The sequence below is a fragment of the Ruminiclostridium sufflavum DSM 19573 genome (assembly GCF_003208175.1).
GTDB classification, from domain to species: domain Bacteria; phylum Bacillota; class Clostridia; order Acetivibrionales; family DSM-1351; genus Ruminiclostridium; species Ruminiclostridium sufflavum.
In genome coordinates this window covers 29,940-44,388 of record NZ_QKMR01000008.1, presented here as the reverse complement: position 1 = coordinate 44,388, position 14,449 = coordinate 29,940, and the positions used below count along the sequence as shown (strand labels likewise).

12 protein-coding genes are annotated in these 14,449 nt (G+C 38.8%); 10 read left to right on the top strand and 2 right to left on the bottom strand.

The genetic code is table 11. From position 1 onward, the window contains the following. The first annotated feature begins 6 nt into the window (after positions 1-6). From LY28_RS08220 to LY28_RS08200, 5 genes are all read left to right on the top strand, one after another. Positions 7-1,365, top strand: a complete 1,359-nt coding sequence (locus LY28_RS08220; protein ID WP_110461700.1) for a B12-binding domain-containing radical SAM protein — start codon at positions 7-9, stop codon at positions 1,363-1,365. Between the two features lie 73 nt (positions 1,366-1,438). Further along, positions 1,439-2,794, top strand: coding sequence for an MATE family efflux transporter (locus LY28_RS08215; RefSeq protein ID WP_110461699.1), 1,356 nt, complete (start codon positions 1,439-1,441; stop codon positions 2,792-2,794). A gap of 22 nt (positions 2,795-2,816) precedes the next feature. Next, complete coding sequence (locus LY28_RS08210) at positions 2,817-3,962, top strand: radical SAM/SPASM domain-containing protein (protein WP_110461698.1); 1,146 nt, start codon at positions 2,817-2,819, stop codon at positions 3,960-3,962. Between the two features lie 43 nt (positions 3,963-4,005). Next, positions 4,006-4,596 carry a class I SAM-dependent methyltransferase gene (locus LY28_RS08205; protein ID WP_110461697.1) on the top strand — a complete coding sequence of 197 codons (591 nt, stop codon included), beginning with the start codon at positions 4,006-4,008 and terminating at the stop codon, positions 4,594-4,596. Between the two features lie 505 nt (positions 4,597-5,101). After that, positions 5,102-6,565: a galactose-binding domain-containing protein gene (locus tag LY28_RS08200; protein ID WP_110461696.1), complete on the top strand. Its 1,464-nt coding sequence runs from the start codon at positions 5,102-5,104 to the stop codon at positions 6,563-6,565. On the opposite strand, the gene LY28_RS08195 is transcribed toward LY28_RS08200, so the two are convergent. Together LY28_RS08195 and LY28_RS08190 are read right to left on the bottom strand one after the other, a co-directional pair. Continuing rightward, positions 6,552-7,061 carry an anti-sigma factor gene (locus tag LY28_RS08195; RefSeq protein WP_110461695.1) on the bottom strand — a complete coding sequence of 170 codons (510 nt, stop codon included), beginning with the start codon at positions 7,059-7,061 and terminating at the stop codon, positions 6,552-6,554. The genes LY28_RS08200 and LY28_RS08195 overlap by 14 nt on opposite strands. A 26-nt stretch (positions 7,062-7,087) precedes the next feature. Further along, complete coding sequence (locus tag LY28_RS08190) at positions 7,088-7,888, bottom strand: hypothetical protein (protein WP_110461694.1); 801 nt, start codon at positions 7,886-7,888, stop codon at positions 7,088-7,090. A 435-nt stretch (positions 7,889-8,323) separates the two neighbouring features. Between LY28_RS08190 and LY28_RS08180 the strand changes: the two genes are divergently transcribed. From LY28_RS08180 to LY28_RS08160, 5 genes are all read left to right on the top strand, one after another. After that, positions 8,324-9,358, top strand: a complete 1,035-nt coding sequence (locus LY28_RS08180) for a LacI family DNA-binding transcriptional regulator (protein WP_165835525.1) — start codon at positions 8,324-8,326, stop codon at positions 9,356-9,358. 178 nt (positions 9,359-9,536) lie between these two features. After that, the gene (locus tag LY28_RS08175; protein ID WP_207658070.1) at positions 9,537-11,072 is read left to right on the top strand and encodes a sugar ABC transporter ATP-binding protein; all 1,536 of its coding nucleotides are present in this window, start codon (positions 9,537-9,539) and stop codon (positions 11,070-11,072) included. Further along, positions 11,062-12,018 carry an ABC transporter permease gene (locus LY28_RS08170; RefSeq protein WP_110461691.1) on the top strand — a complete coding sequence of 319 codons (957 nt, stop codon included), beginning with the start codon at positions 11,062-11,064 and terminating at the stop codon, positions 12,016-12,018. The genes LY28_RS08175 and LY28_RS08170 overlap by 11 nt, the downstream gene beginning before the upstream one ends. A 59-nt stretch (positions 12,019-12,077) precedes the next feature. Beyond that, on the top strand, positions 12,078-13,091 hold the full coding sequence (locus tag LY28_RS08165) for a substrate-binding domain-containing protein (RefSeq protein WP_110461690.1): 1,014 nt from the start codon (positions 12,078-12,080) through the stop codon (positions 13,089-13,091). A gap of 77 nt (positions 13,092-13,168) precedes the next feature. Further along, on the top strand, positions 13,169-14,344 hold the full coding sequence (locus tag LY28_RS08160; RefSeq protein WP_110461689.1) for an iron-containing alcohol dehydrogenase: 1,176 nt from the start codon (positions 13,169-13,171) through the stop codon (positions 14,342-14,344). The last annotated feature ends 105 nt before the right edge of the window (positions 14,345-14,449 follow it).

Here is a 14,449-nt window from a genome sequence, read left to right as displayed (position 1 = left end):
ATTCCTATGAAACTTTTACTTTTAAGACCCTACTACGGGATTACGATAAACAGTGACATGATGGGCGATTTAGGAACTTCCGAGCATCTGCCTCAGGCTTTTCCGGATCTTCCGATGATTTATGCAGCCACTATTGCCAAAAATGATAAATCTGTTCAGCTGGACATAATAGATGCAAATGCAGAAAAGCTCTTGCCAAAGGATGTTATAAAAAGAATGAACGGAAAGTATGATGTCATTATTTTGAAGGCAGCTTCGCCGACGGTAAGATACGATATTGACTTTGCAAAATATTTGAAAAGGTATAACTATACATCGAGAATGGTATTTGCGGGACATACGGCAAAGCTCCTTAAAAAATGGATTGCAGTGAATATCCCTGAAATCGATGATGTTCCGGAGATTCCTATGGAATACTATGTTAACAGTATGCTGGAAAACAAGCTTCCTTCTCTTGACATTAATGAATTTCCCACTCCTGATTATTCACTTTTTCCATACGATAAATATGTGGTGATTTCAGGTGAGAAGAGGGGAACCCTTTATATGAGCAGGGGATGTGCAGTGGGCTGCTCTTACTGCCCGTATGCCTCCTTTTACGGAAAGAAATTTGAATTCAGAGAGCTTGACAAGGTTCTGTCTGATATAAAACATTTGATTTCACTGGGATTTAAGATTATTCAGTTCAGAGACCAATATTTTACTGCAAATAAGAAAACAGTGCTTGAGTTATGCAAAAGGATAATAGAGCAGGGCCTTAAGTTTGATTGGTATTGTGAAACCAGACTGGAATCTCTTGATACTGAGCTTATAGATACAATGACGGCGGCGGGCATGAAATTTATATTTTTCGGAGTGGAATCTGCTGAGGGAAATGTACTTCAAGAATTCAACAGGCCTGTTTATAAGCATGAAAAGACAAAGCTTTTAATTGATTATTTACATAAGAAAAATGTTATCACATTAGCTTTCTATATTGTAGGCTTTCCAAATGAGACCTGGGATACGCTGCAAAGCACTTATAACCTTGCTATGAAGCTGGAAAGCAAATGCGCGGTTTTTAGCACATATATGCCAAGCTTTCAGGAGGAAGAATTTAAAGAGCAATATCCTGATAAGGAAATAACTCCGGACTTGTTCATACCCTTTGAAGCTGCGCTGAACCTTAAGACAGCAAAGAATTTTTCCATGAAACAAATGATAGATATAAAAACACAGCTTTCCTTTATTTATCAGGCAAATGTAAGCGAACCGGATGCACTGCAGGATGCTTTTGAAAACCATTACTATCACACAAGCAGGTATATTAATTCGGTAAATAATTTAAGGTCCAAATTGGAAGAGATATCTATAATGGAGCTCTGAACATTATTGTGAAGAAATATGGAGCTGCCGGCATTAGTAAAAATTTACGCTTGAAGGGGTGAGATATTCCGGTATGGAGAGCACATTTGATGAAAACAGGTCACGTTCGTTTTTGTTTAGATTTACACTTCTTTTATCACTGCAGGCTTTAGTGGGATACATAGTGAACTCTATTGACATGTTTATGGTTGCCAGACTTGGAGAAACCTCAATAGCGGCTGTAGGTATAGCAAATCAGTTTTATAATCTGCTTACATATGTATTTAACGGTGTTTTTAATTCCTCGGTTATCTTTGCCTCCCAGTTCTGGGGGAAGAAAGATGTAAGGAGTCTGCATAAGGTGATTGGCTTCAGCTTGACTGCGGCCGTTGCAGTAGCGGTTATATTCTCTTTTGCTGCAATAGCGCTTCCAAGGTATATAGTTGGTGTCTTTACAAGCAATCCTGAAGTTTTGGAGGCGGGAGCCACTTATTTGAGGATTAAAGGATTGAGCTATGTGGCAGCGGCTGTCGGGACATGCTACATTGCATTGATGAAAAGTACGGGAAATGCGATATTTCCGCTGGTGCTAAGTGCCGGAACTTTAGTTGTGAATATTTTTCTGAACTATGCTTTTATTTATGGCAGGCTGGGCTTCCCGGAAATGGGAGTTTACGGGGCAGCTGTTTCCGCAAGTGTTTTGCGATATGCTGAGTGTATTGTAATATTGATTTTTATATATGCAGGAAAGTCTCCGGCAGCTGCTGGAATAAAGGAACTGTTCAGCTTTGACCGGGAATTTGCAGCCAAGTTTTCCAAGGTGTCTTTGTCTGTTATTATAAATGACATAGTATGGTACCTAGGGATAGTAACGTATAACTGGATATATGCAAAAATGGGTGTTGAGGCAATTGCGGCAGTAAATATCTGTTCGTCCGTAGAGGGAATGTTTACCACACTTTTTGTCGGAATGACCAGTACTTGCTCAATTTTTACCGGCAATTATATTGGAGCAGGTTTAAATGAAAAAGCCTTTAGATGCTCAAAGAGCTTTCTTGCACTAACAGTCATAGGCTCTGTTTTGATGGGGGCTGTGCTTGTCTTGAGTGCAAAAGGCATTTTATCCTTCTATTTGCTGTCATCGGCGGCTTACATTAACACTTGGTACTTGTTGACTGTTACCGGGTTCATACTCAGTGTAAAGGTGTGCAATATAATACTTGTTGTTGGAATCTTGCGCTGCGGAGGTGATACAAGATTCCCTATGGCTCTGGACTTGGTGACAATGTGGGGGATAGGGATACCGCTTGCGCTGCTGGGAGCCTTTGTACTGCATCTTCCCGTTTACTGGGTAGTATTGCTGGCTGCGGCAGAGGAAATTGCTAAAATGGCAGGCGGCTTAAAAAGATTTTTTTCAAAAAGATGGATTGCCGATATAGCTTTGAGTTAATGGAAAGGAGGATATTAAGTATATGGAAAAATCAAAGGATTTAAGCGGATTATATTGTGTGAAGCCCTTTGTCCAGCTTGACATTACATTGGATAACAGAGCGGCCTGCTGCTGTGAGGCATGGCTGCCCGGTGCTTATAACGGGTGTATAGAATATATGACTTTGGAGGAAATGTGGAACTCTGAAAAAATGCAGTTGGTGAGGCAGAGTGTTATAGACGGTACATACAGGTATTGCAGCAAGACAAAATGTCCGTATCTTATCAGTGAAGCTTTCCCTCTCTACACAAAGGCTGAACTGCAAAAGGCGGTTGATGCCGAAGACGGAGGTATTGAGCTTGAGAGCTCCCTTAAGCTTGTTAAGGACCTTGGACCTTGGATCAGGCGTATGCTTGAAGGCAAAACTATCATGGATATATTTCCTGCGGTTTACAATTTGGCATATGACGAGACCTGTAATCTCAGATGTCCAAGCTGCCGTCCGGGCAATATTGTCTATGCTCAGGGCAAGGAGTATGAAAGAAGGCTTGCGGCTCATAAAAAGCTGTTCGGTGATATAGAGAAGGGCGGCTTCGAAAATGTCAGGGGCTTTTATGTGACAGGAGCAGGTGATCCTTTCGCATCGTCTATATACAGAAGCCTGCTTTACAATTTTGATGGAAGCAGGTACCCTTTTCTGAAATTTTTTATTATGACTAATGGTATAATGCTGACGCCGGAGGCATGGGAAAAGATGAAAAAAATCCATTCAAATATTGATTATATTTTTATAACCATGGATGCCGCCACCTCTGAAACATATAAAAAAACCAGAGTAAATGGGGATTTTGACAGGCTTTTGGAAAACATTGAATTTCTGGGCGTAAAAAGAAAGGAAAATGAGCTCAAGAGGCTTATACTTGCCTTTATTGTTCAAAAGAAGAATTACAGGGAGATGACAGAGGCAATAGCAATTGCAAAAAAAATTAACGCTGATCAGCTTGCCTTCAGCAGCTTGGATGACTGGCAGTCCTGGAGCATAGAGGAGTATAACGAAAATGCGGTTTGCAGGTCTGAGCATAAAGAATACCCACAGCTGATGAGGGTTTTAAAGAGCCCGGTTTTTGAGGACCCTGTTGTGAGTCTTGGAAATATTACTCCTCATAGAGCGAAGGCATTAAGCATGTAAGGAGTATGTATGTAATAAATGAAGCTATAAGGAGGCTGGGGAAATGTTAGGTGAAATTTACGAGGAGTTGGGAACAGAAAATTTAATACCGGTATCAAAAGAGGAAGGAGAATTTATATCCAACTTTCTGAAGAGAAATAATATTAAAAAGACATTGGAAGTGGGCTTTGCGTATGGATGCTCTGCAGCGGCCATTATTTCAGCTACACAAAGCAGGCATTACGCAATAGACCCTTTTCAAAAGAGGGATTTTCAGAATGCGGGTATAAAGAATATGGAAAGGCTTGGATTCAGGCGTTTTCTTGATTTCAGAGAGGAATTTTCCGATACTGCGCTTCCCCGGATGCTTATGGAGGGAGTGAGGGTGGATTTTGCTTTTATTGACGGACTTCACCTGTTTGACAGTATATTTGTAGATTTTTATTTTATAGATATGATACTGGAGGAGAATGGCTATGTATGTTTCCATGACTATTGGATGCCGTCTACAAGGGCAGTTATATCATGGATTGCCAACAATAAAAAAAATTATGAGATTATTGATGTGTCTGTGGGTGAGCTGATTATTGTTAAGAAAGTAAGAAATGAGGAAAGAAGATGGGACCATTTCATACCGTTTAATGCAGGTATGTGATTCCACCTTCATTACAGACAAAATTACCGTATAAATAGAATAAACGAAACATGATAATAAGCTTATTGTAATAATCAGCTCATTATAGAAATTGAAAGACCGTTGATCTGAGGATAAGCCCTTCTGCTCAACGCTTAAAGGATTTATGCCTAAGCATAAATCCTTGTTTTTTAATTTTCAATAGTATAATTAAACAAAATATTTAAGGGATATTTTATAAATATTGTAAAAAATAAGATATATTATAAAAAATACAAATATTGTAAAATATATACAGAAGTATATTTCGATATGCCGCGGTTATCATGAAAGAAACAATATGCAGCTGCAAAATAAAAATAGTTTACCGCTGCGAAGCAGAGGTTCTCCAATGAAGTCTTTACCAAATATTTGTGCCAATGCTTGGCGTGGAGGTTAGGATGCGTTTATGACTTTGAGTTGACAGAAGCAACAAGAAACAGATGCGGTAAGATTTGTCCCATCTGGCTGTTGTACGGAGGGGAATATGCCTACATATGCATTGTTCGATAATGGAACAGCCGAACAGGTGATAATAAAATTACTCAATGTTGAGGTAAAAGAAGCTTTAGATATATACTTTCAGAGTTTTCGCTCTTCCAAGGTTAAGGAATCCGCAAGAAAAGGAATAGAATGCGCTTATGAAGTTTTATTTTCTAAAGATTTTAAAGCTTTCATACAAAAAACGCCTATTTCAGTTACTGTCAAGGATTTCACCAGACAGGTTGACGGCAGCAGTGCAGGTCTTGCCTATTCAGTTGCATTTGCAGCAGAGCTGAAAAAGGGAGGGATAATTGAACCTTCATTTGATATTCCCGAAATAATTGCCGCTACCGGTGAAGTGGATATTATCGGAAATATAAGAAGTATAAATGGCCTTAAAGAAAAAATACTGGGAGCGATATTCAAAAATGTGGAATTATTGTTTTATCCCAGTGAAAACTGTGAAGAGCTCAGAATATTACTGGAGCAGGACAAGGCCTTTCGTGTTGCAGTGAAAAACAGTGATATTAAGCTAAAGGATGTTTCAAGCATAAGACAGCTGTTTTGTGAAATTGGTATCTTGCAGGATGCCAATACTCAGGGGAAAAGCTGTGGACACCTATATAATGAAAGCAGCATGTCAGAGCTATACAAATATTTCCTCGGCACAGCAAAAAATATTCTGAGAATACTGAAATATGGAATAATTGCTTTTAAAAACTTGAAAATATTAAAGGTAATGCTGATCGCTCTGACAATAATTATTATGTGCATATCCATATACAGATCGCATGTATTGTCGATTGCATCAGGTTCTGTCAATCTGGCATATAAAAGAATTGCCTATGCCAGCTCGGATGAGAATCTTGAAAATTCTTCAGTTAATGCGGTTGATGGGAATAAAGACAGCAGATGGTCCTCCGAGCATTCTGACCAACAGTGGCTTTATATTGATTTAGGGAAGCTGCAGGCCGTTTCAAGTGTTGTATTATACTGGGAAGAGGCGTATGCAAAGCAATACCAGATACAGGTTTCGAGTGATGGTTTTGCATGGGCTGTAGTTTACAGCAAGAGCGATAATAAGGGTGGAGCAAACGTAATAAATTTTGATACTGTTCAGGCAAGATATGTAAAAATGTATGCCTGGCAGAGGGCAACTAAATATGGGTATTCTTTGCGGGAGTTTGAGGTATATGGAAAAAAGCAGGCACGGTACGAAATGCAGCCGTTGCAAAGGACTTCGTTAGCTGCTGTTTTTACGCATTACGGCAGCGGCAATTCAAAAGCTGCCTGCAGCGAAAATTTACAGGGGTTAAAAGACACAGCAAATAATAACCCGCCGGACAGAAAAACCTGCACCTCCGGTATCAGGTTCACAGCTTCCTTTATTAGTGATAGCCTAGATCAAAGCTGTTTAGATTCCGGAGGGAGCCCAAATAAGCAGGGGAAAGAAATCAAGCACTTGTAAAGGTTACTAAAAGCTTTGTTAATTGAATATCAGAGTCTACTTCAAAACAAATCTTATTATCTTCGTCAATTAATTCTGAGCCGATCAAGTTGGAAGAAGTATCTTCTAAGTAATATACAAGTATTCTGCCTGAGGTAATTGAATCCATTAATTTAATCACAAGCAGTGATGTGCCGGTATTATCCAAATATGATATTTTTTTGAGAAGATATTTTCTGTCGGTTGATATTATCTCCGAGGTTCCTGAAGTATTATTACTTGCGGCGGCGGCGACAGAGAAGGTGTCCGCATTTGCATTTTTCCATATTTCTTTCTGTACTCTTGCTGAAGGCGTAATTTGCTCGATAAAATCTTTATAATAATCATATTCGGAAATACATTGGCTACATTCTGAAAAATGAGCTTCAAATTCAGCTTCTTCATCTTTGTCAAGCTCCATATAAAAATACTTAAATATTTTTTCTGGTGTAGGGCAATTTCCGGACGAATTATTCATCTTAATTCTATCCTCCTTTTCAAAATTTAATAGTATACCTGCTTTTTAAGAAAACGTATTATATTTCTGATTAATGAGTTTTTTATCCTGTTGCACCAAACTGAAATCATATGGGCTTTTTGCTGAAGATTATTTTCTCCCAGATAATCCTCCAGCCTTGTGGAACCTGTCCTTGTAAATAGAATATTTTTTGTTATATGCAGGAACTTCTCATCATCGTTTCCGTATAATTCTATATAATAGTTTAAGCTTTCATTAAGCCCCTTTCTTAAGGGAAGAAACATATAATCAACAAATAGCTTATGCATGCCGGATTCATCCGTATACAGCGAGGTGAACAAATCCAGGATGCTGTCCAGCTTCATGCAGGAGAGTTCAGCTGCTATTCTTTGAGGAGTCCATCCGCTGAGAAGACATTTGTAGCAATAGCAGAGAGTCCTGTTTGGATAGCCTGATTCAGTCACCAAGGTTCTTAATGGTGCTGTGGAAATATCGACATCAAAGAAAAGCTGTTCGGGATAAAAGGATTTGTAATGATTGAACTCTGCCTTTTTGTAGAATTCACTGTAGCTGTATATAAGCTCGACAAAAAGCCTGTAGAAAATATCAGACCTGTTTTTCGCTTCCTCCATTAAAAAAATATGTGCCTGATATTTAATCCACAAATCGATATTTTCGGAAGGAAAATCGGAAATAACAAAATTATGCCTGATAAATTTCTGATACAGCAGGTCAGTATTTATATCCTTTAACCTTGTAGTACGCAGCCTGAAGTAACAAATTATTTTATTTTTATGACTTTCTAAATTCACAATATTATTATTCATGGAAAGCACCTGCTTTTGTTTTCTTATCAATTGTTAATATAATGTTTATGTGGTAATTAATTCTACCATGAATTTTTAAAATTATCTCACTATATTGATAATGAATATTATTTTTTTGAATACTTTTAAATATAGCTTTGCATCGGAAGGCTTCTGTTAAGATAAGGGCTTTGGCCAAGTTTTTAGGTGCCCGAGCACAAAAAATATCCAAAACACCCAAAATAAAATTATTACGTGCTCAAACACAAAAATTATATTATTTATTTTTTTATACAAATTACACAATAAAACGACAATAAATAATATAAAAATAAAATTAATTACTAAAAATTATTGACATTATTCGAGCTCAATGCTATTATTTATTTATAGCAAATGTGCTTGAGCACATAATAAATACAAATGCTTTATAAAGATTTAAAAGGAGGTGATAATGTGTCAGTTACAATTAAAGATATTGCCGCAGTAGCAAAGGTTTCACGCGGCACTGTTGACCGTGTGCTTAATAATCGCGGAGGCGTTAATCCGGATGTTGAGGAGAGGGTTAAAATGGTTGTAAAGGCTTTAGGATATAAACCTAATTCTGCGGCAAAGGCACTTTCGATTCTTAAAAAACGGATGGTTTTTGGAGTGCTGCTGCCAAGTATAAATAACCCGTTTTTTAAAGACTTAATTGCCGGAATATATGCTGCTCAAAAGGAATATGAAGATTACGGCGTTAAGGTTATTCTTAAAGAAATGTCAGGATACGACGTCGAAAATCAGATTGAATTTATTGACGAATTATTGGCGGAAGGAGTTACAGCTCTTGCTTTTCTTCCGTTTGACGATAGAAAAATTGCAGAAAAAATTAACCAAATTGTTGCTTCCGGAATTCCTGTTGTAACAATTAACTCAGATATTGAAAATTCAGCCCGTAATTGCTATATAGGTGTTGATTTCGTTCAGAGCGGGCGTATTGCAGCTGGATTGATGGGGTTGATTAACAGTAAGGCGCAGATTCTTGTTTTAAGCGGTACAGGAAAACTTCTTTCGCACAATCAAAGAATCCGGGGCTTCTGTGAAGTTATGGATTCGCGTTTGTCGAATTTATCTATAATAGAAACGTTAGAATGTAATGATAATGATTTTCTTGCATATGATTTGGTCTCTAAAGCTCTGGCTGTGCACCCTCAGATTGATGCCCTTTATATTACCGGTGAAGGTATTAAGGGTGCATGCGAGGCAATTTCAAAGCTCAATGAGCGAAAAATCAGCACTATCTGTTATGATGACGGACCGCATATTAAACAGCTTGTTAAAGAGGGGAAAATTAATGCGACTATCTGCCAGCAGCCGTTCAAACAGGGATATGAGTCCATTGCCTATTTGTTCAAGTACTTTGCAGGCGCAGAGCTTTCAGAAAAGAGTAATATCCTTATGGATAATATTATTGAGATAGTTGAGAATATTGATTATAAATCACAATAATTAATACACAGGATTGAAAGAAAGCAGTTAAAAATAATCTTGAAGGCATGAGGTGTAAAAGGTTAGGTAGTGGCCGACCACCATAATTGTCAGCATAACTCCGCAGAAATTCGACCCGTAATTAAGCTTTATTTCAGGGGCATATTCTGATATATGGTAGAAAAAGTTAGGAGGGTTAATGATAGTGGAAGAGAACGAATATTTATTTGAGATGCGGGGAGTGACAAAGTCGTTCCCGGGTGTTCTTGCATTGGATGATGTCACGCTGAAAGTAAAAGCCGGCTCAGTCCATGCTCTCTGCGGTGAGAATGGAGCCGGAAAATCAACCTTGATGAAGGTTCTTGCCGGAATTCATAAGCAGGATAAAGGTGAGGTTGTTATCAATGGACAGGCTGTGCAAATCATTAATACAAAGGATGCTATTAACAAGGGAATCAGTATGATTCACCAAGAACTTAATTTTTTCCCTCAAATGACAGTAGAAGCAAATTTGTTCATTGGCCGTGAGTCCAGCGTTGGATTTGGCATTGTTGATAAGAAGAAAAACATACAGGAAATACAAAAGATTATGTGCGAATACGGAATTGATATTAATGTAAGCTCACGTATGCACGAATTGACAATTGCCAAGCAGCAAATGGTCGAAATTGTACGAGCCATAGCCTTCAATGCAAAGATTATAATTATGGACGAACCTACATCCTCTCTGACAGATAATGAAATTGCAACGTTGTTTCGTATTATTCGTAAGCTTACAGCTGAAGGGAAATCTATAATATATATCAGTCATAAGCTTGATGAGATTTTTGAAATTTCAGATACTGTTACAGTCATAAGGGATGGCAGAACTATCGGTACTTACTCTATTCAGGAATTAGATAAAAAGAAAATCATCACTCTTATGGTTGGACGTGAACTCAAGGATGTCTATGACAAGAGGCAGATTTCTATAGGTGCTGAGAAACTTCGTGTTGAAAATTTCAGTCGCGGCAATGAATTTAAAAATATTTCCTTTGAAGTGCGCAAGGGTGAAATATTTGGATTTCTGGGTTTAGTGGGAGCCGGACGCAGTGAGGTTGCGGAAGCGGTTTTTGGATTGAAAAAGCCTGATACAGGCAAGGTGTATATTGACGGTAAAGAGGTTTTTATCCGTCATGCCTGGAATTCGATTGCTAACAAAATGGCTTTCATTACGGAAGACCGCAGGGCATATGGACTTAGCTTAATGCACTCTGTGCGGCAGAATTCTACAATAGCCAGTATGAAAAACTACTGTTCAAAATACTTTCCTATGGTTTTTGCCGCAAAGGAAAAGTCAGCAACCCAAAGGATGATAGATGCGCTTAAAATAAAGACACCTACGCAGGAAGCAAAATTGGAAAATTTAAGCGGCGGAAATCAGCAGAAGGTTGTCATAAGTAAGTGGCTGCTCAGTGAGCCGGAAATTATGATTATGGATGAACCAACAAGAGGTATTGATGTGGGAGCTAAGTTTGAAATTTATAAAATTATGAGTGATATGGCGCAGGAGGGGAAGGCGATTATCATGATTTCGTCTGAAATGCCCGAGCTTTTAGGCATGTGTGACAGAATTCTGGTAATGTGTGCCGGAAAACAAACTGGTATCTTTACCCGGAAGGAATTTGAACAGGTAAAATTAATGTCATGTGCGACTGGCACGCAAAAGGAGGACTTAGCGGATTATGTTGAGTAAAATTTTTCGAAAGGATTTCTTATTTAAAAATATCATTTTTATTACATTCGGATTGATGGTTTTATGTTTAAGTATTTTTACCGATACGTTTTTCAGTGTAACAAATGCTCAAAATATTTTACGTCAAAGTGCAATGATAGGTATTCTTGCATTAGGCATGACATATGTAATTATAACAAGCGGCATAGACCTATCGGTCGCATCTTCATTGGCGTTGTCTTCCTGTGTCGCAGCAAGCTTTTCTTCTACGGCAGGTACTGTATTTCCGTTACCTGTTGCAATTTTAATTGGAATTGCGGTAGGCGGAATTGTAGGCGGAATTAATGGCTTTGTCATTTCTTATCTGGGTATTAATCCGTTTATTGCTACATTGGGTATACAAACGGCTGTCCGAGGAGTAACTCTTGTCTATACTTCGGGACGCCCGATAAATGATCTGACTGATGAATATGTCTCTATTGGTAAATCTTTTATTTTTGGCATACCAACTCCGGTTGTCATTTTTATAATTCTTGCGGTAATTGCATGGTTTGTTCTTGCAAAGACAAAATACGGGCGTTATATCTATGCCATCGGGGGAAATGAAAAAGCGGCGATTGTCAGTGGCTTGAATGTTAAAAAGCTGAAGGCCAGTACTTATTTTATTAATGGATGTATAGCAGCAGTTGCAGGAATTGTGCTTTCTGCACGAGTAGCTGTAGGATCTCCTATAGCAGGAGAGGCGTATGATCTACAGGCTATTACTGCGGTTGTTATAGGCGGTACCAGTACTGCCGGAGGTACGGGAAGTATCTTGACAACTGTTGTCGGCGTACTGATTATAGGTGTTCTGAATAATGGCATGGATTTATTGAATGTCTCCGGTTACTATCAAAAAGTAATCACAGGTCTCGTTGTTCTGTTGGCTGTTATTATTGACCGTCATAATGTCAACCGAAATCATTAATGTGTATAAGCTTCTGTAAAAGAGGCTTTACAAAATAAAAAATAAAGGAGAGATTTTAAATGAAAAGAATCATTGGTTTGCTCACAGTATTATCGTTGGTAATGTCCTTATTTGTTGGCTGCGGAGGAAATTCAGCGATTAATGTCGGCTCGGCAGACACATCCTCTGCGAACAATACAGCCTCAGGCTCCTCGGATACTTCCTCCGCCGGTAATGGCAAGAATTACAAGGTAGCCATGATTTATCAGAATTTGGGCACACAGTTTAATATTTATTTTCAGGATGTTCTCAAGGCTCGTTGCAAGGAACTCGGAGTTGATTTGATTGAATTTGATGGCCAGGGTTCAGCGGAAAAGCAGCTCAGTCAAGCTGAAAATGCAATTCAGCAGAAGGTTGATGCACTAATGTTTATCCCGCAGGATAAGAGCGGCTGCGCACCGATTATTGATAAAGCCAACGCTGCAAATATTCCTGTTATCGGCTGCAATAATGTTACAGACAATATTGATGAAGCTACAGCGTATGTGGGAGCCAATGATGTTGAGGCAGGGACTATGGAGATGGAATATATGGCGAAGCTGCTGAATGGCAAAGGTAATATTGCTGTTATTCATGGACCGTTCGGACATTCTGCCGAGGTTTCCCGTCAGCAGGGTATTGAGGAGACACTTAAAAAGTATCCGGATATTAAAATAATTGAACAAAATACTGCCAACTGGGATCGTACTCAGGCTATGCAGCTGATGGAGAATTGGATTCAAAAAAATGGTGATAAAATTAATGCTGTTGTATGCCACAGTGATGATATGGGCATGGGAGCCTTGCAGGCAATCCAGGCAGCTAAGCTTGATATCAAGGTAATCGGTGTTGATGCAATTAAGGATGCTTTGCAATCTGTAAAGAAGGGTGAAATGTCTGCAACTGTATTCCAGGATGTTTATGGACAGGCTGAAGGGGCAATCAAGGTTGCAATGCAGATTTTAAACGGCGAGAAGTATGAAAAAGCCACTTATGTTCCGTTCCAGCTTGTTACACAGGATAATGCAGATAAATATCTTGAAAACTTTAAGTAAGCATTAAAGTTAATTATGAGTCATGGCGGAAATTTGCAGTGGTTCATAAATAAAAAAATAAAAAGGAGAAAAGTGCTTTGATTAATGACATTTATTATAACCCTACAAAAATAATATTTGGCAAGGGCTCGGAAGAAAAGGCCGGTGAAGAGACTGCCAGATACTCTAAAAAGATACTCATTCATTATGGATCGGACAGGATAAAAAAAGACGGTCTGTTTGACAGAGTTGCAGCTTCATTAAAGGCTGCCGGTATAGAATATCTTGAACTGGGCGGTGTGAAACCAAATCCTCGTGAAGACCTTGTTTACCAAGGAATTGAGATGTGTAAAAAAAATGGAATAAACTTCATACTCGCAATCGGAGGAGGAAGCGTAATCGATTCTGCAAAAGCTATCGGCTATGGAGTGGTTTATAACGGTGATTTTATGGATCTTTACCTTGGCAAAGCTCAGCCGGCAGATTGCTTAAAGATAGGAACAATTCTTACCTTGCCGGGTGCGGGAAGTGAATCCAGCAATGGCTCTGTCATAACTGATGAAAGAATAGGTTTGAAACGTTCCTGCGACACTGATCTGGCAAGACCTGTATTTTCTATAATGAACCCGGAACTGACCTATTCAATTCCGATGTATCATACTCTTGCAGGTGCTTTTGATGCAATTGTGCATGCTATGGAACGCTATTTTACAAATACAGCTTATGTAGATGTTTCGGACAGATTGTGTGAGGGCATTATGAAGTCAATGATAAAGTACATGAAATTGGTAAAGGAAGACCCGGATAACTATGATGTGCGCGCCGAAATTATGTGGGGCTGTAAAATGGCGCAGGACGGTACAATTGGTGTGGGACGTGAACAGGCTTGGACAAGCCATTTGCTGCAGCGTGATATCGGCTCTATTGCATTTGATTCATCTCATGGAGCGGGCTTGGCAGTGATTGTGCCGGTTTGGATGAGGTATGTCCTTGAGCACGATGTGGCAAGGTTTGCACAGTGGGCAAACAGGGTAATGGATGTACAAATAGACCCTTTTGATCTGAAAGCAACGGCATTGGAGGGGATTGAGCGTCTTGAGTCCTTCATAAAGTCTGTAGGGCTTCCTGTATCTTTACGTGAGGTTGGCGTAAAAAGTCTGGAGGATATACAGGTTATGGCAAAAAAAGCTTATCCTGATGGAAGCGGAAGGCTGGGAGGCTTCTATCCTATAAATCAGCAGGACTTCATTAATATTCTTACTAACGCATTTTAATAAACCGTAATTAATTTACCAAGTATAATTAATTGAACATATAATCAACTTAATTTATCACGTGATTTTATGTAAACGTTTTAATTTTCGCGCAAAAATTCTAAA

Coding starts and splice junctions, on each gene's coding strand:
- LY28_RS08220 (WP_110461700.1), top strand. CDS start 7: ATGAAACTTTTACTTTTAAGACCCTACTACGGGATTACGATAAACAGT.
- LY28_RS08215 (WP_110461699.1), top strand. CDS start 1,439: ATGGAGAGCACATTTGATGAAAACAGGTCACGTTCGTTTTTGTTTAGA.
- LY28_RS08210 (WP_110461698.1), top strand. CDS start 2,817: ATGGAAAAATCAAAGGATTTAAGCGGATTATATTGTGTGAAGCCCTTT.
- LY28_RS08205 (WP_110461697.1), top strand. CDS start 4,006: ATGTTAGGTGAAATTTACGAGGAGTTGGGAACAGAAAATTTAATACCG.
- LY28_RS08200 (WP_110461696.1), top strand. CDS start 5,102: ATGCCTACATATGCATTGTTCGATAATGGAACAGCCGAACAGGTGATA.
- LY28_RS08195 (WP_110461695.1), bottom strand. CDS start 7,061: ATGAATAATTCGTCCGGAAATTGCCCTACACCAGAAAAAATATTTAAG.
- LY28_RS08190 (WP_110461694.1), bottom strand. CDS start 7,888: ATGAATAATAATATTGTGAATTTAGAAAGTCATAAAAATAAAATAATT.
- LY28_RS08175 (WP_207658070.1), top strand. CDS start 9,537: ATGATAGTGGAAGAGAACGAATATTTATTTGAGATGCGGGGAGTGACA.
- LY28_RS08170 (WP_110461691.1), top strand. CDS start 11,062: ATGTTGAGTAAAATTTTTCGAAAGGATTTCTTATTTAAAAATATCATT.
- LY28_RS08165 (WP_110461690.1), top strand. CDS start 12,078: ATGAAAAGAATCATTGGTTTGCTCACAGTATTATCGTTGGTAATGTCC.